16 protein-coding genes are annotated in these 19,251 nt (G+C 46.6%); all 16 read right to left on the bottom strand.

Features of this window, described 5'->3' with window-relative positions; translation table 11 throughout:
• Positions 1 to 151: 151 nt before the first annotated feature.
• The 16 genes from rpsO to MHI38_RS27425 all read right to left on the bottom strand — a co-directional run bounded on the left by rpsO (position 152) and on the right by MHI38_RS27425 (position 19,235).
• Complete coding sequence (gene rpsO / locus MHI38_RS27500) at positions 152 to 421, bottom strand: 30S ribosomal protein S15 (protein WP_056700672.1); 270 nt, start codon at positions 419 to 421, stop codon at positions 152 to 154.
• Between the two features lie 158 nt (positions 422 to 579).
• Positions 580 to 1,518, bottom strand: a complete 939-nt coding sequence (locus tag MHI38_RS27495; protein ID WP_373323191.1) for a bifunctional riboflavin kinase/FAD synthetase — start codon at positions 1,516 to 1,518, stop codon at positions 580 to 582.
• Positions 1,519 to 1,587: 69 nt separating this feature from the next.
• Positions 1,588 to 2,511, bottom strand: coding sequence for a tRNA pseudouridine(55) synthase TruB (gene truB / locus MHI38_RS27490; protein WP_154886344.1), 924 nt, complete (start codon positions 2,509 to 2,511; stop codon positions 1,588 to 1,590).
• Positions 2,505 to 3,482, bottom strand: a complete 978-nt coding sequence (locus tag MHI38_RS27485; protein WP_154886345.1) for a DHH family phosphoesterase — start codon at positions 3,480 to 3,482, stop codon at positions 2,505 to 2,507. The genes truB and MHI38_RS27485 overlap by 7 nt, the downstream gene beginning before the upstream one ends.
• Before the next feature lie 19 nt (positions 3,483 to 3,501).
• On the bottom strand, positions 3,502 to 3,867 hold the full coding sequence (gene rbfA / locus MHI38_RS27480) for a 30S ribosome-binding factor RbfA (RefSeq protein WP_090923831.1): 366 nt from the start codon (positions 3,865 to 3,867) through the stop codon (positions 3,502 to 3,504).
• A gap of 25 nt (positions 3,868 to 3,892) precedes the next feature.
• Positions 3,893 to 6,472 carry a translation initiation factor IF-2 gene (infB, locus tag MHI38_RS27475; protein WP_154886346.1) on the bottom strand — a complete coding sequence of 860 codons (2,580 nt, stop codon included), beginning with the start codon at positions 6,470 to 6,472 and terminating at the stop codon, positions 3,893 to 3,895.
• The gene (locus MHI38_RS27470; RefSeq protein ID WP_154886347.1) at positions 6,465 to 6,794 is read right to left on the bottom strand and encodes a L7Ae/L30e/S12e/Gadd45 family ribosomal protein; all 330 of its coding nucleotides are present in this window, start codon (positions 6,792 to 6,794) and stop codon (positions 6,465 to 6,467) included. The genes infB and MHI38_RS27470 overlap by 8 nt, the downstream gene beginning before the upstream one ends.
• A complete protein-coding gene (gene rnpM, locus MHI38_RS27465) occupies positions 6,787 to 7,095 on the bottom strand; it encodes an RNase P modulator RnpM (RefSeq protein ID WP_154886348.1) in 309 nt (102 codons plus the stop codon). Before rnpM ends, MHI38_RS27470 begins: the two co-directional genes overlap by 8 nt.
• Before the next feature lie 27 nt (positions 7,096 to 7,122).
• Entirely contained in the window at positions 7,123 to 8,220 is a 1,098-nt protein-coding gene (gene nusA / locus MHI38_RS27460) for a transcription termination factor NusA (RefSeq protein WP_090923835.1), read from the bottom strand.
• A 123-nt stretch (positions 8,221 to 8,343) separates the two neighbouring features.
• A complete protein-coding gene (gene rimP, locus MHI38_RS27455; RefSeq protein ID WP_090923836.1) occupies positions 8,344 to 8,805 on the bottom strand; it encodes a ribosome maturation factor RimP in 462 nt (153 codons plus the stop codon).
• Between the two features lie 267 nt (positions 8,806 to 9,072).
• Entirely contained in the window at positions 9,073 to 13,395 is a 4,323-nt protein-coding gene (locus MHI38_RS27450; protein ID WP_154886349.1) for a PolC-type DNA polymerase III, read from the bottom strand.
• A 148-nt stretch (positions 13,396 to 13,543) separates the two neighbouring features.
• Positions 13,544 to 14,998: a proline--tRNA ligase gene (gene proS, locus MHI38_RS27445; RefSeq protein WP_154886350.1), complete on the bottom strand. Its 1,455-nt coding sequence runs from the start codon at positions 14,996 to 14,998 to the stop codon at positions 13,544 to 13,546.
• A 62-nt stretch (positions 14,999 to 15,060) separates the two neighbouring features.
• Complete coding sequence (rseP, locus tag MHI38_RS27440; RefSeq protein WP_154886351.1) at positions 15,061 to 16,332, bottom strand: RIP metalloprotease RseP; 1,272 nt, start codon at positions 16,330 to 16,332, stop codon at positions 15,061 to 15,063.
• Between the two features lie 113 nt (positions 16,333 to 16,445).
• Positions 16,446 to 17,585 carry a 1-deoxy-D-xylulose-5-phosphate reductoisomerase gene (locus MHI38_RS27435; RefSeq protein WP_090923840.1) on the bottom strand — a complete coding sequence of 380 codons (1,140 nt, stop codon included), beginning with the start codon at positions 17,583 to 17,585 and terminating at the stop codon, positions 16,446 to 16,448.
• Positions 17,586 to 17,656: 71 nt separating this feature from the next.
• Positions 17,657 to 18,451 (bottom strand): phosphatidate cytidylyltransferase, encoded by a 795-nt coding sequence (locus MHI38_RS27430; protein ID WP_090923841.1) that lies wholly within the window; start codon positions 18,449 to 18,451, stop codon positions 17,657 to 17,659.
• 16 nt (positions 18,452 to 18,467) lie between these two features.
• The gene (locus tag MHI38_RS27425; protein WP_090923842.1) at positions 18,468 to 19,235 is read right to left on the bottom strand and encodes an isoprenyl transferase; all 768 of its coding nucleotides are present in this window, start codon (positions 19,233 to 19,235) and stop codon (positions 18,468 to 18,470) included.
• Between the last annotated feature and the right edge of the window lie 16 nt (positions 19,236 to 19,251).

Raw genomic sequence — 19,251 nt, 5'->3', positions numbered from 1 at the left:
TGCAAAACAAAAGCTCCTTGCGGAGCCCTCAGCTACAAATATATGGCAACATGTTCATCTACAAAACAACCCGGCTGTAAGCTCCGCTTGTCCTTTTAGACAAAAGAAAAGCGGATAACAGCCAGGTTGATTTTGAAAACATGTACGATAATTAACGACGCAATCCGAGTTTTTCGATCAGTGCGCTGTAACGTTTAACATCTTTGTTTTTCACGTAAGCCAAAAGCTTACGACGTTGACCTACCATTTTCAAAAGTCCACGACGTGAGTGGTGGTCTTTCTTATGCGTACGCAAGTGGTCTGTCAAACTTCTGATGTTTTCCGTAAGGATAGCAACTTGCACCTCAGGTGATCCAGTATCGGACTCATGAGTTTTGTGCTCGTCGATCAGTTGTTGTTTACGTTCTTGAGTCAATGCCATCCTATTCACCTCCTTCATTATAATCGCCATTAGCCTCGTCACCGCCGGTGAGAGCGTGTAACCAAGCTAAGGTTAATGTTGCCTCATTCGACAACGTAGTACATTATACCATACTTGCCCGGACAAAGTAAATGTAAACATCCATTTTATTAAAGTTTTTAGGACAGTAAGCGAGCTGCGGTCAGTGCATCTTCACGGATCTGAGCAATCAGAGCATCGATGGAATCGAATTTTCGTTCATTTCGAATGTAATGCACCAGTTCTACTTTCAGTTCCTGATCATAGATTTGGCCGTCAAAATTAAGCAGATGTACTTCGTACGTCGGTCTCATTCCATTCTCGTGAAAGGTAGGTTTGACACCAAGGTTCATCACACCTGTCAATTCTTGATCGCCAACGTTTACTCGTACAGCATATACACCTTTGGCTGGTGTAACATAGTGATCGGTAAGTTCGAGATTGGCGGTAGGAAAACCGATGGTCCGTCCCCTTTTCTCTCCGTGAATCACAGTACCTCTGACACTATAAGGACGTCCAAGCCACTGGCTTGCCTCACCCATCTCACCACGCTTCAAAAGAGCACGGATCAGCGAGCTACTTACTTTCTCCCCGCCCAGCAAAAACGGAGGCACGGTCTCTACTGTCATTTCTCCATCCCCGAGCGCACGAAGCATTTGTTCATCCCCAGCACCTTTGTGCCCGAACCGGAAATCAAATCCAACAACCGCTGTACGCGTTTGGAGAGGAAGCAACAGTTCATGAACGAATTGCTCTGGCGAGAGCTGTGAAAATGATTCATTGAACTCAACAACATAGAGTATGTCTACGCCCATGCCAGCCAAAATTTCTTCTTTGTCTCTCAGAGGCGTCAGATAACCCTCGTAATCCCCTTTGCGCATAACTTCCTTCGGGTGTGGGTGGAAGGTCATGACGGCCGCCTTCATATCCGATTCCCTAGCGATGCGAACAGCGGATAGAATGACGCTTGCATGTCCGAGATGCAACCCGTCAAATTGACCGATAGCCAGCACTTGGGGATGTGTACTCAGTTCCGCCGATTGCAATGTTTGCGGATAGGTTAGCATTACGGTTTTCACAATCATTCACCTGCATTTCACTTGATAGGCCAAGCTTGAACCTCGTCATCACGCCAAGCCATTGCCTCTTTATTCCGGTAAGAAGACTTTAACAGCCCTCACGGTTGGTTTCGATTCATCCCGTTCAAAAATACCTAGAAACGTTCCATCTTGAGCGTATAGACGGAGTAGCCCTGGCTTCTCCACAGGTGGCTCCAGTAAACGTGCTGACAGCTTTTGGCCCTGTAGAGCGCCCTTCGTCTGTTCTTCTCCAACTTTATGGGCTGGAATGGAAGAGATCGCTTCATCTACGGGAATCAATGCTTCAGAGAGAGTCCCTTCGTTCATACGCTGTTCCACGTCTTCGATACGAAGACAATGATCTGCCGAGATACCAGCAGATATGGTGCGCTCCAGCTTAACCATGGTGGAGGGGAAACCAAGTTCACGACCGATGTCTACACATAATGTGCGAATATACGTCCCTTTTGAGCACAAGGCACGGAACGATATATCCGTTGTGCCATCATGGGTTTCGATCCCTATAAGCTCAAGCTCGTAGATGGTGACTTCACGACTCTTGCGTTCTACGGTCTTACCCTCGCGGGCAAGCTCATATAGCCGTTTTCCGTCGACCTTTACTGCTGAATACATTGGCGGAACCTGTGAAATGGTACCCAGAAACTTCTGTAATACCTCTTCCACCTGATCCTGAGTTACTTCTACAGGCGATTCCGAACGTTCAATAACTTCACCCGTCAGATCCTCGGTGTCTGTAGCAAGGCCCAGCCTTAGTGTCGCCAGATACTCCTTCGGAAGTTCCTGCATATACTCCACCACCCGTGTCGCTCGCCCAAGGCATAACGGAAGAACGCCAGTTACCTGCGGATCGAGCGTTCCCGTGTGACCGATGCGCTTCATTTTCAAAATCCGACGCATTTTGGCTACAACATCATGGGAAGTGAATCCCGCTGGTTTGTATACCGGGAGAATACCTTCAAACGGTTTTACCATTGTGTATTCACCTGCTTCAACACTTTTTCCACGCTTTCTTCGACTTTGCCTTCCAGTCGGCATCCAGCTGCGAGAACATGTCCGCCGCCACCAAAAGTTTGTGCCAGTGCTGCAACATCTATTTTACCGGCAGAACGCAAGGAAGCTTTAACAGCATTATCGTTGATCACTTTGAAAAAGATGCCCACTTCTACTCCACGAATGTTACGGGTATAGTTGACGATCCCTTCCAGATCTTCGTTGGCTGCTCCACACTCCTGCATATCTTCTGGTGTAATAACAACCCAGGCAACTCTACCGTCTTCTGACATTTGCAAAGAGGACAGTGCCTTGTTCAATATGCGAATCTGCGGGAGCGTCACCTCTTCGAGTAGCGTTTGTGCCAAATAAGGCCCATCTACACCATGCTCCAGTAAGCGGGAAGCAACAGTCATCACATTGGGACTTGTATTCGCATAACGGAATCCACCCGTATCTGTTAGCAAGCCTGTATATACTGCCGTAGCTATATCCTTATCCCATGTAATGTCAAAGAGTTGTAGCAATTCAAACAAAATTTCGGCCGTTGCTGCTGCATCGGATTTTATAATGTTAACTGAACCATATCCGTTATTCGTAGGATGATGATCGATATTCAAAATAATGGCGTCTTCTTCAAAATATTGACGAGTAAGCCCCACTCTTGCAAAGTCAGCGCAATCAACACAAATGATCGCTTTAAACTTACGCTCCGGGGGGTGTTCGGTCATGTTCACAATGGCATCCGCATGATACAGAAAACGCATGCGTGATGGGATTTCGCCCTCATTAATCATTGTGAATGTTTTTCCCAGACATGACAGCAGCCAGCCCATCGTTACCGTCGAGCTGACTGCGTCACCGTCCGGCTGTACATGCGACACGACCAGGTAATCGTCATGCTCCAGCAAGAATTGTTTTCCTGCCTGGAGCGCCTGTTCATAAGTGTGCATTGCCGTCTCCTCTATTCTGTTACTGGGATTCGTTTTTGTCGTTGTCAGAACCAATATCGCCAAGCAGCTTTTCAATTCGGCTACCATATGCAATTGATTCGTCAATCTTGAATATCAACTCGGGAACATGACGGAACCGGATACGTTTGCCCAGCTCCGTGCGCAAAAAGCCGTTTGCTTTTGCAAGTGCTTTAAGCGAGTTATCCTTTTGCTCCTGTTCACCGAAGACACTCAGATAAACTTTGGCTTGCGACAAGTCGCCAGTTACTTCAACTCCTGTCACGGTAATAAAACCGATGCGTGGATCTTTCAGTTCTGACTGGATGAGCAGACTCAGTTCTTTCTTGATCTGCTCGCCCACTCTACCTGTACGAATCTTAGCCATTGTTGTTCACCTCAAACTTCCTTGCTTATCGTTGTACGGTCTCCATGATGAAGGCTTCAATTACATCGCCTTCCTTGAGATCGTTGTATTTATCCAATGTGATACCACACTCGTAACCTTGAGCCACTTCTTTGGCATCATCTTTAAAGCGTTTCAGGGAATCCAGCTTACCTTCGTAAAGGACGATACCATCACGAATCAGGCGAGCTTCCGCAGAACGAGTGATTTTGCCAGAGGTAACCATACAGCCCGCAATGGTACCCACTTTACTGATGGAGAAGGTATTACGTACTTCAGCATGGCCAATCACTTTTTCTTTGTAGATCGGATCAAGCATACCTTTCATTGCTTGTTCAATCTCTTCGATAACACTGTAGATGACGCGGTGCAGACGAATGTCTACTTGCTCTTGATCCGCAGTAATTTTGGCTTGGTTTTCAGGACGAACGTTGAAACCGATCACGATGGCATTGGAAGCTGCAGCCAAAATGATGTCGGATTCCGTGATCGCACCAGCACCGCTGTGAATGATCTTCACGCGTACACCTTCAACCTCGATTTTCGCAAGGGAACCTTTCAATGCTTCAACCGAACCTTGTACGTCACCTTTAATGATCACGTTCAAATCTTTGATCTCACCATCTTTGATGTGTTGGAACAGATCATCCAGAGTTACACGTGTGTTCGTACCCAGATCGGATTCACGTTGCGTAATCGCACGTTTGTCAGCGATGGAACGAGCTTTACGCTCATCTTCGAACACCATGAACGGATCTCCTGCTCCTGGCACTTCAGTCAAACCTGTAATTTCTACCGGTGTAGATGGTCCTGCTTCTTTCAAACGGCGGCCTTTATCATTGACCATTGCACGTACACGACCAAAACAGTTACCCGCTACGAACGCATCTCCGACTTTCAATGTACCATGCTGTACAAGGATACGTGCAACTGGTCCACGTCCTTTATCAAGCTCAGCCTCAATGACCGTACCCCGGGCACGTTTATCCGGATTTGCTTTGTATTCATTTACTTCTGCAACGAGCAGAATCATTTCAAGTAAACCTTCCAGACCCATTCTTTGTTTCGCAGATACGTTTACAAAGATCGTATCTCCGCCCCACTCTTCCGGAACGAGTTCATAGTTGGTCAGTTCCTGTTTTACTTTGTCAGGATCAGCGCCCGGCTTATCAATTTTGTTAACCGCTACGATGATTGGCAAACCTGCCGCTTTCGCGTGGTTAATCGCCTCAACCGTTTGTGGCATAACACCGTCATCGGCAGCGACTACAATAATCGTCATATCTGTAACTTGTGCTCCACGCGCACGCATTGCTGTAAATGCTTCGTGACCCGGAGTATCCAGGAACGTGATTTTCTTGTGGTTAATTTCAACTTGATATGCACCGATATGTTGCGTGATTCCGCCCGCTTCGCCGCCAGTTACATTCGTAGAACGAATGGCATCCAGCAATGTTGTTTTACCATGGTCAACGTGACCCATAATCGTTACAACTGGAGGACGGGATTGAAGGTCAGCAGGATCATCATTCTCTTCAACGGTTTCAAAACGATCGTCTTCAAGCACAATTTTCACTTCAACTTCAACACCGAATTCACCTGCAAGGAGGAGAATGGTATCGATATCAAGCTCTTGGTTAATGGTTGCCATAACACCCATACCAATCAGCTTTTTAATAACTTCAGAAGCATCCTTGTGAAGAAGTTTCGCTGTTTCACCAACCGTCATATCACCACGAACGATGATTTTCTTAGGCGTGTTATCGATTTTCTCACGTTGTACATATTGTTGCTGATTTCTGTTACGGTTGTTCTTGCCACCACGGTTATTACGGAAGTTACCGCCACGGTTATCGTCGAAACGACGTCCGCCTCCGCCACCACTATTGGAACGGTTGCCGCTGTTATTATTACCGGAATTGCCTTGACCACCTCTGCGCTGGCCGCCTTGTCCCTGCCCTTGGCCACCAGTACGGTTAGCGCTATTGGCAGAGTTACTACCGGTGTTCGGTCCTGTAGTTCTGCCTGGACCACCGCTATTGTTCGGACGTTGTCCGGACCCTTGCGGGCGGGAAGCCGTGTTTCCTTGACCGCTTGAAGCTGGTCTTGGACGATTTCCTGTTTGTCCTCCTTGGCTTGAACCTTGGGAAGAAGAATTTGTTCTGTTACGGCTGTCTTGGCCGCTTGGTCTCTGAGTGCCATTGTTATTGTTGGAATTTGGTCTATTGTTCATACCTACCTGCTTTTCCTGTTGTATTTTTGTTTGTACGGGACTACCGGCTGTTGTGCTGTTATTCGGCGTGTTCACTCCGCCGCCCGGCTTGTTGCTGTCCACTGATTTGTCACTGCGCACAGCCGAAGTCGCAACAGACTTGGCTTCGCCACCTTGTTTCGAAGCGGCAGTGGATTTTATATCTTTAAAAAATTGTTCCACTTTACCGACTGAACCATTCTCCATCACACTCATATGATTGTTAACGGGAATATCCAGCTTTTTAAGAATGGTTATAATTTCTTTACTGCTCATGTTAAGGGACTTCGCATATTCATAAACTCGCAATTTTTCCTTGTTTTCCTGTTTACTCAATATACTCCACCTCCGACATTATACCGACTTGCTTGGAGATCATTTTTGCAAACCCAAGGTCTGTTACTGCAAGAACCACCCGCGTGTCTTTACCGATGCTTGACCCAATACGGTCACGATCCAATCCGATAAGAAGCGGAACCTTGTAAGTAGCACATTTGTCGCGAAATTTCTTTTGTGTATTCGCCGAGGCGTCGCCTGCAACTATAACCATCTTGGCTTCACCCGAACGGATCGCCTTATGCACAATCTCATCACCTGTGAGCAGTTTACCAGCGCGCATGGACAGACCGAGGTAAGACAACACTTTCATATCACTCATCCTCTTCACGCTCCTGTGCAGCAATGAATTCACCCTCGACTGCAATGAAATCGGCAGCGAGCTGTTCATAGATTTCTGGTGAAACTTTACTCTTCAGCGCACGATCAAGCGCACGATTTTTAAGTGCAAGCTTGAAACAAGACTCTTTGCCACACAGATATGCGCCTCGTCCGGACTTTTTCCCGGTCAAATCGATCAGTACTTCGTCCTCAGGCGTTTTAACGATGCGAATCAGTTGTTTTTTGGGCATCATTTCTTGACATGCCACACATTTGCGCAGCGGCACTTTTTTAGGTTTCATACGTCAGCGCCCCCTCCGTGCTTTCCTTTAGTCGACGGAGACGGAATCCTGATGCATTTCCGAAGAAGAATCTTTTTCTCTGCCGAATTCCTGCTCCGCCTGGCTCTCGCTCTTAATGTCGATCTTCCAGCCCGTTAATTTGGCTGCCAATCTAGCATTTTGACCTTTGATGCCGATGGCAAGGGACAGTTGATAGTCAGGAACGATCACCCGAGCCATCTTTTCCTCCTCGAACACGTGAACTTCCAAGACTTTAGAAGGACTCAGTGCATTCGCCACATATTCGTCCACTTGTTCGGAATAACGAACGATGTCGATTTTCTCACCGCGCAGCTCACCCACAATGGTCTGCACGCGCATCCCTTTTGGACCTACACAAGATCCAACCGGATCAACTTCCTCATTGCGAGAATGAACTGCGATTTTGGAACGGAATCCTGCTTCGCGGGCAACCGAACGAATCTCAACTACACCGTCAAATATCTCAGGTACTTCCAGCTCGAAAAGGCGTTTTAAGAGGCCCGGATGAGTACGGGACAAAATGATTTGTGGCCCTTTGGTCGTATTCTCTACTTTGGTGATGTAAGCCTTGATGCGGTCACCGTGAACAAACTTCTCGTTCGGCATTAACTCTGTGAGTGGCAGTGCCGCTTCGATTTTGCCCAGGTCGATGTAGATATTGCGCAAATCCTGACGCTGCACTACTCCCGTAACGATATCTTCTTCCTTATCCACGAAAGCATTGTAGATCAGGCCACGTTCGGCTTCACGAATCCGCTGAGTTACAACCTGTTTAGCCGTTTGTGCGGCGATACGTCCAAAGTCGCGCGGCGTAACTTCAATCTCCGCAATATCTTCCAGCTGGAAGTGTGGATTAATTTCCCGTGCAGCAGGCAATGAAATCTCAGTGCGTGAATCCAGGACTTCTTCCACGATCAGTTTGCGGGCATATACGCGAATAACCCCCGTATTACGGTTCATGTCAACACGTACGTTCTGCGCCGTGTTAAAATTACGCTTGTAACTGGAGATAAGTGCAGCCTCGATCGCTTCAAACAGCACATCCTTGCTGATCCCTTTTTCCCGTTCCAATTCATTCATTGCTTCAATAAAATCCATACTCATGAATGTTGATCCCCCTTTCAAACATGGCATCCCATACGTAAAACGGCTAAGGCTCGAAACTTGTGAGCACCTTGCCGTTATCGTGAGATGTGTCTTTTTCATTAATCAAGTGAACAAGGCACTTTAAAACAAAATGGCCAAGCGCGCACTGGCAACCTTTTCATAAGAAATGGTATGCTGCTTCTTGCCTGCTTCAATCACAAGCTCCCCATTATCAAAGGAAAGCAGCTTGCCTTCGAATTCCTTTAATTTATTCACCGGCTCGTAGGTTGTAACAAATACGTTTTTGCCTACGGCTTTGGCAACATCCTCCGCTTTTTTCAGTGGACGCTCCGCACCGGGAGAAGACACTTCAAGGAAATAGACAGATGGGATCGGATCGTTCTCATCAAGCTTGGCGCTCAGCTTTTCGCTGATCAAGACACAATCGTCGATGTCGATTCCACCCTCTTTGTCGACATACACCCGTAAAAACCAGTTGCTGCCTTCTTTGACGTATTCGATGTCAACCAGCTCGAAGCCTTGTTCGTTCAAGTAGGGTTGGATCATTTCTTCCACGGTAGATTTAATATTCGTTGTGCTCAAAACCGATAACCTCCAACTTAGGTCACACCAACTATAATCGCTGGCAGATGATTAAATACCCAAGATTCTTGTATACCAAAGACTAAAGAGTGGGTTTCCCCACTCTTCAGAAATTCGTACTATCTCGTTCACTTCAGAAATTATAACATAGTCTGGTAATAGTGACAAGTAACCCACCTTTGCATACCAACCACACTAATGAAGGAAAAATCGAAGTGTATGGCTTCAGACATAACAAATGAAGTTATCCTGCTAATTACCTGTCAATTAGAACAAGGACAGCTGATTGCTTTCAGGCAAACCACGGAAACATCCCATGTTGGTCAGCAACTCCACAATCGTTTTGGTTGCTTTGGACTTCTGCTGGAAATCCTCAATCGACAGAAATTCCCCATGCTCGCGGGCCGCTGCAATGTTACGAGCCGCGTTATCCCCAATACCTGCCAGTGCAGAGAATGGAGGAATCAGAGACTTCTCGTCCACAATGAATTTGGTCGCTTCTGAGCGGTACAGATCAATCGGTTTAAGCGAGAAGCCGCGAGCGGCCATCTCCAGTGCCATTTCAAGAACAGGAAGGCTGTTTTTCTCTTTTGGCGGCGCCTGGAAACCGAGCTGTTCGATCTCTACAATTTTGCGATAGATGGCATCATAACCTTGGCACACCAGCTCAATATCCAGCTCGTCTGCACGAACGGTAAAGTATGTCGCGTAATATTCAATCGGATGATACAGCTTGAAAAATGCTGTACGTACAGCTGAAATAACGTAAGCAGCCGCATGGGCTTTCGGGAACATGTACTGGATTTTGAGACAGGAGTCAATGTACCATTGCGGTACCTTGCAGTTTTTCATCTCGTCAATCCATTCCTGTGGCAGTCCACGTCCTTTACGGACACTCTCTGTAATCTTAAAGGCCAGACTCGCATCCATTCCCGCCTTATAGATCAGGAACAACATGATATCATCCCGACAGCCAATTACCGTTTTGATGTTACATGTGCCGTTCTTGATCAGATCCTGCGCATTGCCAAGCCATACGCCAGTCCCGTGAGAAAGCCCCGAAATCTGCAACAAATCGGCAAAAGACGACGGCTGAGATTCGACAAGCATCTGACGCACAAATTTCGTACCCATCTCTGGCACACCGAATGTCGCAACAGGGGAGCGAATCTGCTCCGGGGTTACGCCAAGGGCATCCGTAGAGTTGAACATGCTCATCACCTTGGGATCATTCATCGGAATCGTTGTTGGGTCAACGCCCGTAAGATCCTGCAGCATACGCATCATCGTCGGATCATCGTGTCCCAGAATATCAAGCTTCAACAGGTTTTCTTCAAATGCGTGATAGTCAAAGTGGGTCGTTTTCCACTCTGCTGTAACATCATCTGCCGGATACTGGACAGGTGTAACATCTTCCACCTCAATATAATCCGGTACAACGACGATTCCGCCGGGATGCTGTCCCGTGCTTCGCTTTACACCGGTACAGCCGGATGCCAGACGATTCAACTCGGCGCCGCGCCATTTCTTTTGATGTTGTTCTTCGTATTTCTTCGCAAAACCAAACGCCGTTTTCTCAGCGACCGTTCCGATCGTACCCGCACGGAACACACTTTTCTCACTAAACAGCACTTTCGTGTAATTATGGGCATGGGGCTGATAATCCCCCGAGAAGTTCAAGTCGATATCGGGAACTTTATCCCCTTTAAACCCAAGGAAAGTTTCAAACGGAATATCCTGTCCTTCCCCTTTGAGTTTCCCACCACAATCAGGACATGGTTTGTCTGGCAAGTCAAATCCACTCGGTACACTACCGTCAAGGAACCATTCGCTGTGCTTACATTCAGGGTTCACGCAGATATAATGTGCAGGAAGCGGATTAACTTCCGAGATGCCCAGGAACGTTGCTACGACGGACGAACCCACCGATCCCCGCGAACCTACAAGATAACCATCTTGATTTGATTTTTTAACGAGACGTTCCGAGATCAGATAGTTGGCAGAAAATCCGTATTTGATGATTGGCTGCAATTCTTTTTCCAAACGAGCAATAATGACTTCCGGCAGGTCTTCACCATAGATCGATTTGGCCGTGTTGTAACAGGTGTTACGGATTTCCTCCTCCGCACCCTCCAAAATCGGCGTAAAGAGTTTGTCCGGAAATAGCTTGATCTCCTCAAAACGATCGGCTAGCTCAATGGTATTGGTAACCACAACTTCATACGCTTTATCCTGTCCAAGGAACTGGAATTCCTCCAGCATTTCAGCTGTTGTTCTAAAATGAGCATCGGGTTTGCGCTGGTCCTTAAGCGGGCTGAAGCCTGTTATTCCATGAATCGTAATATCCCGATAAATTTTATCTCGCGGCTCCAAGTAATGCACGTTACCTGTCGCAATGACCGGTTTGTTCAATTTGGCTCCGATGTCGATAACTTTACGGACCGCAAGTTTTAGTTCTTCTGGCGTAGCCACAAGTCCTTTGTCCACCAGATGCATGTACATGGTCAATGGTTGGATCTCCAGAATGTCGTAAAACTCGGCGATTTCCTCGGCTTCTTCCACCGATTTGTTCAGGACAGCCTCGAAAAACTCACCTTTTTCACAACCGGATATAACAACCAGTCCTTCGCGCAAGCTTACCAGCTTGGACTTCGGTATACATGCAACACGTTTAAAATACTCGGTATGTGATAGGGAAACGAGCTTGTACAGGTTCTTCTTGCCCACATCATTCAAGGCATAAATTCCGCAGTGGAAAGGACGTGTATTCGACAAGTCTACCCCAACGAAATCATTCAAACGATCCAGCATCGTCAGACCTTTTAATTGGGCTGCATCATTGATGAGTCCATTCAAAATGCCTGCCAAAGCAATCGTATCATCGATCGCCCGGTGATGGCTTTCCAGTGCAACTTTATATTTATCAGCCAGTGTATTCAACCGGTGATTTTTCATTTTTGGATATAAAAGACGAGCCAGTTCTAGGGTATCAAGCACCGGATTTGGTAGCTCAGGCATGTCCAGATTTTTGAGGGATGCCTGAATAAAGCCCATATCAAACCGTGCATTGTGCGCGACCAGTACACCATCTCCGGCAAAAGCAACAAAGTCACGAATAACCGGTTCAAGCTCTGGTGCATCTTTTACCATCTCATCTGTAATGTTGGTTAACTGTTGAATGTTGTATGGGATTCGTTCATGCGGATTGACAAAGGTAGCAAAACGATCCACCTCTTTGCCCTCTTGAACTTTGACAGCGGCGATCTCAATGATTTTGTTCTGCGTTACCGACAGTCCCGTGGTCTCGATATCAAATACGATATACGTCGCCGTTTTCAGATCCATTGATTGTGGATTTAGCACAACCGCTACAGAGTCATTCACCACATTCGCTTCCAGGCCGTAGATCATCTTAATCCCATTTTTCTTGGCCGCCTTGGATGCTTCCGGGTAAACCTGAACACCACCGTGGTCCGTTACGGCAATGGCCTTATGTCCCCAATCAGCAGCTGTTTTGACATATTTATCAATGGACGTTACGGCATCCATCGTGCTCATCGTGGAGTGTAAGTGGAATTCTACACGTTTCTCATCCGCTGTATCCTTACGAGATGGCGGTGCCTTGATTTCAGTCAGATCCGAAGGAATCATAGCAAGCTCAGGAATTTGCATAAACCGGTCGTACTCTACACGTCCGCGAACTTTTACCCATTTTCCATTCGCCAGCAAGCTGAGAATTTTGACATCTTCTTTGGTTTTGGCAAACATCTTCATTTGCATTGAATCCGTAAAGTCTGTCAGATAAAAGGTGAATAACGTATTTCCATTCCGCAGTTCCTTGCGGTCCAGACCAAAGATCGTTCCCTGGAGTGTAATTTTCTTCTCCTCATCCTGAACTTCCTGCATCGGAACAGCCGGCTCTTTGATCTCATACCCCATCTGCAACCGCACATCACCTTGATCTTCTTCTTCCGGCAGTTCCGTCTCGATGACTTCACTCATCATTTTTTCGATTACCTGTCGTTCTTCTACTTTCTTCTGGGCCTGGAATTGCTCCATCGCCTCTTTGTTGCTTCCCGCTTCGCCCACCTGCATTTTAATACGCAGTGGCAAGTGAAAATACTTCTCGTAGAATCGAGTAATAGCTTGGTCAATCTGCTTTTTGCGAGCAAGTTCCATAGATGTGGAATCACTCATCGTCAGTTGCAGCAGATCGTCTTCACATTCCACTGTCGCACGATTCATCCAACCATTTACAGACGGAATTTCACGAGTAACCCACTCCAGAAACAGGTTCCAATACTCATTTACGATATCATTAGACAGCACCTTGTCTGTATATTTAAAAGCAAATGTAATTTTAGCTATATGATTTAACTTCTCCTGAATATGCAGACTGAACGTTCGATAGATCGGCGCTGGCACCAGTGTGTCCTTTCCAATCTGAATATGCCATTCGCGATTCGTACGATTGGTCTCGACCTGTTCAATCCACCCATCCAGGAAATAAGGGTCAGTCAAACCTACCGGAAGTTCTGCCTGTTTCATCAACAACTCAAACCGTTTTCTCTTCTCCTCAAATCCACTCATCGTGTTCCTCCTGTGCCCCCTTAAAACATGAAAAGCCTCTGTATTCAAAAATGTCCCCGATCCGAACCCGCACCGATCCATTTTATCCGACAGAAGCTCTTCATTCATTACTAAACCGGTGAATAAGCTCTCTTCATCAAGCCGTCAACTAGTATGCTCTTGCAAACACAACAGTGTGCTGCGCTTTTTCACCACACGCCAGACATGTGTGCTTTTCTTCCGCAGGCTGGAACGGAATGTTCCGACTGGTTGCACCCGTGACTTCTCTTACTTTATCTTCACATACTTCTGACCCACACCAGCCAGCCAGTGTAAATCCGCGTTTGTTTTCCATCAGTTCTTTCATCTCATCCAGTGTGTCTACGGAGTAGAAGTTGTCTGACATAAATGTACGAGCACGATCAAGCATGTCTGCCTGAACTTGAGTTAACATCGTTTGAATCTCTTCAACGAGGTTTGCTTGCTCAACCACTTTCTTCTCTCCAGTAATACGGGAGACAAGAACACATACGCCGTTCTCCATATCACGAGGACCAATCTCCAAACGGATCGGTACACCACGCATCTCATACTCGTTGAACTTCCAGCCTGGACGAACATCACTGCGATCATCCATTTTCACACGAATACCTGCTTTTTTCAGTTCAGCAAACAATTCATCCGCACGACCTACAACGGCATCACGTGTTTTTGGCGGTCCAATCGGGATCATCACCACTTGCGTTGGTGCCACTTTTGGCGGCAGCACAAGACCACGGTCATCTCCGTGAACCATAATCAAAGCTCCGATCAAACGTGTACTTGTTCCCCATGAAGTGGTATGCGCAAGTTCCAGAACGTTATTACGGCTCAAATATTGAATTTCAAAGGCTTTGGCAAAGTTCGTTCCCATGTAGTGAGAAGTACCTGCCTGTACGGCACGTCCATCTTTCATCATGGCTTCAATCGAGAACGTATCCACAGCCCCGGCAAACTTCTCGGATTTGGTCTTCTGCCCCGTAATAACCGGAATGGCAAGGTATTCTTCGACTACTTCACGGTAGATTTCAAGCATTTTCATCGTTTCTTCGCGAGCTTCTTCTTCTGTCTCGTGCGCTGTATGCCCCTCTTGCCACAGGAACTCACTCGTGCGAAGGAACGGCAACGTTCTCTTTTCCCAACGAACCACGTTAGCCCATTGGTTAATCAATACTGGCAGATCACGATAGGACTGAATCCATTTGGAGTACATATGTCCAATGATCGTTTCGGAAGTTGGGCGGATCGCCAAACGTTCTTCGAGCTTTTCTCCGCCTGCTTCAGTTACCCAAGGCAACTCAGGGTTAAACCCTTCTACGTGCTCTTTTTCCTTTTGGAAAAAGCTTTCGGGAATGAACATTGGGAAGTACGCGTTGCGATGGCCCGTTTCGCGGAAACGGCGATCCATCTCATCCTTGATGTGCTCCCAAATTTCGAAGCCGTCCGGTTTAAATACAATGCAGCCACGAACCGGTGAGTAGTCCATCAGATCTGCTTTTTTAATAACATCAATGTACCAGCGAGAGAAATCCTCACCCTGCGGTGTAATTTCTGTCACGAACTGTTTATCGTTTTCCTTTGACATAAGACTCCAGCGTCCTCCCATAACGACTAGTACTGAATACTCAGCACATAGTCAAACCGTAATTATCCGTTAATTAAACGTAGTATATCATTATATGTTACAGCCAGCATTAGCACAAAGAGCATCGCGAACCCGACAAAATGCACCATACCTTCCCGGTTAGGGTCAACCGGACGTCCACGCAACGCTTCGATTCCGAGGAAAACGAGACGGCTTCCATCAAGCGCAGGAATCGGGAGCAAATTGAAAATTCCCAAATAAAGGCTTAGAATCGCCGCCCATCTTGTTAATTGCTCGATACCTTGCTTGGCAATCTGACCAGTTACCTCAAACGTACGCACAGGTCCACCAATGTCATCCATGCTAAACTGATTAATCAAATGTCTGAATCCTTCAAAGATAACCCTGGTCGTATCCACCATAGCTACTCCCGAGAACTTGAACATTTCCACGAATCCAACAGAACGAGTCGGCAAGACAGGCGCAATGCCTACCTTTCCGCCTTCCTGACCTTCTACCGCACGAGGTGTAATCGTGACATTAAATGTCTCGTTCCCCCGACGCAGAGTCCATTCCATCGGCTTGTCTTTGGACTCAGCAATCATGGATACCATCTTCTTAGAATCCGTACCGATAACTGTACCGTTAATGGTTTCAATGATATCGCCCTTTTGTAGATTCGCTTGATCTGCCGCTCCGCCTTTAAACACTTCACCGATCTGCAAATTCTTTGGATTTTCCACCGGAACGCCTGCCATCTGTGCATAAACAGCGAACAGAACAAAAGCAAGAATAAAGTTCATGAGTGGACCTGCAAAAATTGCCATAGCGCGTTGAGCAACCGTTTTACTGCCGAACTGTCGATCTTTAGGCGCAATTTGTGTCTGCTTGCCTCGGCTGACCAACATTGCTTGTGGATGTATTTGATAATGCTGCACTTCGCCATCCACATCCAGTTGTAACTTAAGCGCGTTCTCCATATCAATGGAGATCACTTCACCGCGAATTACATTTTTACGGTTATCCAATTGGTCCAAATAGATCATTTTGACCTGATCGTCCACAGTTCGTACCGCTATGGTCTGTCCTTCTTGAATCTCAATCAGTTCCGGGTCTTCTCCTGCCATCCGTGCATATCCGCCAAAAGGCAGCAAGCGCAGTGTGAACTGCGTCTCATTTCTTTTATATGAGAATAATTTGGGACCAAAACCGATCGCAAATTCCCGTACAAGAATGCCGGCGCGCTTGGCAAAATAATAATGCCCCCATTCATGCACCGTTACGATGACAAAGAACATAAGCACCGTTAGAAATACCACTTGTATGGTTTCCAATCCCTATTCATCCTCCTTCACGGCACGTACCGCAGTCTGTCCCTCTAGACTATCATTATTCTCTAATCCCGCACAAGAGAATCGCTTCGTTCCGTTTACCTCAAAAAAAGAGATTACAGCACGGAAGCAAGCTTGCGGCTATCCTGATCACAGGCAGCAATTTGCTCCAGATCAGGGTTGTCCACATTTTGGTGCGCTTCTAGCACTGAGGCAATGATATCTTCTATTTTAAGGAATGAAATCTCTTTCCGCAAGAAACGTGCTACAGCAACCTCATTGGCTGCATTAAAAGCCGTCGTTGCAGTCCCTCCCATTTTACCACATTCATATGCCATTCTTAAACACGGGAAACGATCCATATCCATCTCCCTAAAATGAAGTTGTCCAACTTGGGCAAGAGACAACCGTTTTGCCGGAGAAGGCATACGGTCAGGATAGGTCAAAGCATATTGAATGGGGACACGCATATCCGGAGTACCAAGCTGCGCAATGATACTTGTGTCTTCAAATTCCACATAAGAATGAATGATGCTCTCTGGATGAAGTAGTACATCAATCTGTTCATAATCAAGACCAAACAACCAATGTGCCTCAATGACTTCAAGGCCTTTGTTAACCATCGTTGCTGAGTCAATCGTGATTTTTGAACCCATGGACCAGTTTGGATGCTTGAGTGCATCCTCTACAGTCACCTGCTGTAGTTGCTCACGTGTAAGATGTCGAAATGAACCACCTGATGCAGTCAATGTAATTCCAGCCACACTGGAGCGATTCTCTCCATTCAAACACTGGAAAATTGCCGAGTGTTCACTGTCAACAGGTAAAATAGAAACTCCTTTGGCTACTGCCCTCTCCATAACGATGTGTCCAGCTGTAACCAGAGTCTCCTTGTTGGCAAGTCCAATCTGTTTTCCGGACTCGATCGCTGCAAGCGTAGACTCCAGCCCAACACTTCCTACAACAGCCGTAACAACCGTGTCTGCATCTGTTCCTGCAGCAACCTCGATGAGACCTTCTGAACCGTAATACACTTTCGTGCCTGCTGGCACATGTGGAGCAATCTTATCAGCCAACTCTTTTGATCCTACCGAAATCTTTTTAGGCTGATAACGTCTAGCTTGCTCGATCAGCAAATCTGTATTGCCCCCTGCAGCTAGTGCTTCCACTTGAAAGTGTTCTGGATGCATATCAACAACATCCAATGTCTGTGTCCCAATCGACCCTGTCGAACCAAGAATCGCTATTTTTTTCATTAATGCACCTCACCTCTAACGAATCCAATGCTTGTGGGCGAGCCACCTTAGTCATCTTAAGCTGTCTTCTTCTAATATGGCAGTAGCATCAGTATATGTACAAATGGAAACACCACAATCCAACTGTCGCACCGATCCAGAATACCACCATGCCCAGGAAGAAGATTGCCTGAATCCTTAATGTTGTAAACGCGTTTGTAGGCTGACTGGATCAAGTCACCCATCTGACCAACTACTGCACAAGCAATCCCGATGAGAATTGCTCTCTGCCAGGAGAGCAAGCCATCTGATACCAAGGCAAACACCACCGCGGTGGCAATCGCAATAACAATGCCGCCGAGTGCGCCTTCCACGGTTTTGTTTGGACTGATCGAAGGCCAAAGTTTGTTTTTCCCAATCCACTTACCTACAAAATATGCTCCGGCATCACTTGCCCAGATTGAACCTAACAGAAGGAAAGTCCAGAATAAACCATGATATAAATGTCTAGACTCTGCGATGTAATAGAATCCTGTTCCAATATACAACACGCCGATGAAAAGCATAGCGACTGTATTAATTGGTAATCTGTTCTTAGTGACAACCGAAGCGGTCATCAAAATGAGCATGATGATCCACGAAATTTGAAACAAGGATAACGGTCTTACATCCCATACCATTTCCCAAGGAAATACCATAGAAACAATTCCAGCATATCCGATTAGGGCTACACCTGAAAACGGCTTCACCCCGGTCATTTTCACAAATTCATAATAACCGATGAGAGCCATAAGCAAGACCAATCCGTGATACCAAGGCCCGCCAAGCATACAAAAACCCAAAAACAACACACCTGCAATAATTCCAGTCGTTAATCGCTGTTTCAACGGCTTCATCCTCCATCTATTTCAAACCGCCGTAACGCCTTGTTCTGCGCTGATATTCGGCTACTGCTTCAAGCAGATGCTGTTTGCCAAATTCGGGCCAGTATATATCCGTAAACCATAATTCGCTATATGCAAGCTGCCATAACATAAAATTGCTCAGTCGCAGTTCTCCGCTCGTTCGAATCAACAGATCCGGATCTGGCATATCTGCGGTCAGCATATGTTTGTCGATGAGTTCAGGTGTGATATCTTCTGCAGCCAGCTCCCCCGACTTTACCTGCAGAGCAATGTCTCTCACACATTCCGTCATCTCCCGGCGGCTTCCATAGTTCATTGCAAAGTTCAACACCAGACCAGTGTTATGCTCCGTAAGACGAATAGCTTCCCGCAAAGCATTAACCGTATGTGAAGGCAGATGTTCCTCATGTCCCATCATACGGATACGTACATTTTTTTCGATCAGTTCTTCTAACTCAATAGCCAAAAACTCTTGCGGAAGTCTCATCAGAAAATCCACTTCTTCTTTTGGACGCGTCCAGTTTTCTGTCGAAAAAGCGTACATCGTCAGATATTTGATGCCCAGTTCATCCGCCGCGATGGTTGCACGTTTGACTGCCTTCATGCCGTTCTGGTGTCCAGCTATACGCGGGAGACCCAGACGTTTGGCCCATCGTCCATTGCCGTCCATAATGATGGCGACGTGCTGCGGGATATTATCCTCGGATATAGTCAGCGTTTCCTGCTTGTCAGCCCCATTCCACCACGACCGAACCCGTTTGATCATTCCTGTTCCTCCAAAA

The organism is Paenibacillus sp. FSL K6-1558, from assembly GCF_038002565.1.
Classification (GTDB): domain Bacteria; phylum Bacillota; class Bacilli; order Paenibacillales; family Paenibacillaceae; genus Paenibacillus; species Paenibacillus polysaccharolyticus.
This window is presented reverse-complemented; position numbering and strand designations above follow the sequence as displayed.

What these genes read in the sequence shown, in the direction of transcription:
- proS (WP_154886350.1), bottom strand. Translation starts at nt 14,998, where the DNA reads ATGTCAAAGGAAAACGATAAACAGTTCGTGACAGAAATTACACCGCAG.
- rnpM (WP_154886348.1), bottom strand. Translation starts at nt 7,095, where the DNA reads ATGAAACCTAAAAAAGTGCCGCTGCGCAAATGTGTGGCATGTCAAGAA.
- truB (WP_154886344.1), bottom strand. Translation starts at nt 2,511, where the DNA reads ATGGTAAAACCGTTTGAAGGTATTCTCCCGGTATACAAACCAGCGGGA.
- MHI38_RS27470 (WP_154886347.1), bottom strand. Translation starts at nt 6,794, where the DNA reads ATGAGTGATATGAAAGTGTTGTCTTACCTCGGTCTGTCCATGCGCGCT.
- MHI38_RS27485 (WP_154886345.1), bottom strand. Translation starts at nt 3,482, where the DNA reads ATGCACACTTATGAACAGGCGCTCCAGGCAGGAAAACAATTCTTGCTG.
- MHI38_RS27425 (WP_090923842.1), bottom strand. Translation starts at nt 19,235, where the DNA reads ATGATCAAACGGGTTCGGTCGTGGTGGAATGGGGCTGACAAGCAGGAA.
- rpsO (WP_056700672.1), bottom strand. Translation starts at nt 421, where the DNA reads ATGGCATTGACTCAAGAACGTAAACAACAACTGATCGACGAGCACAAA.
- nusA (WP_090923835.1), bottom strand. Translation starts at nt 8,220, where the DNA reads ATGAGTATGGATTTTATTGAAGCAATGAATGAATTGGAACGGGAAAAA.
- rbfA (WP_090923831.1), bottom strand. Translation starts at nt 3,867, where the DNA reads ATGGCTAAGATTCGTACAGGTAGAGTGGGCGAGCAGATCAAGAAAGAA.
- MHI38_RS27450 (WP_154886349.1), bottom strand. Translation starts at nt 13,395, where the DNA reads ATGAGTGGATTTGAGGAGAAGAGAAAACGGTTTGAGTTGTTGATGAAA.
- MHI38_RS27435 (WP_090923840.1), bottom strand. Translation starts at nt 17,585, where the DNA reads ATGAAAAAAATAGCGATTCTTGGTTCGACAGGGTCGATTGGGACACAG.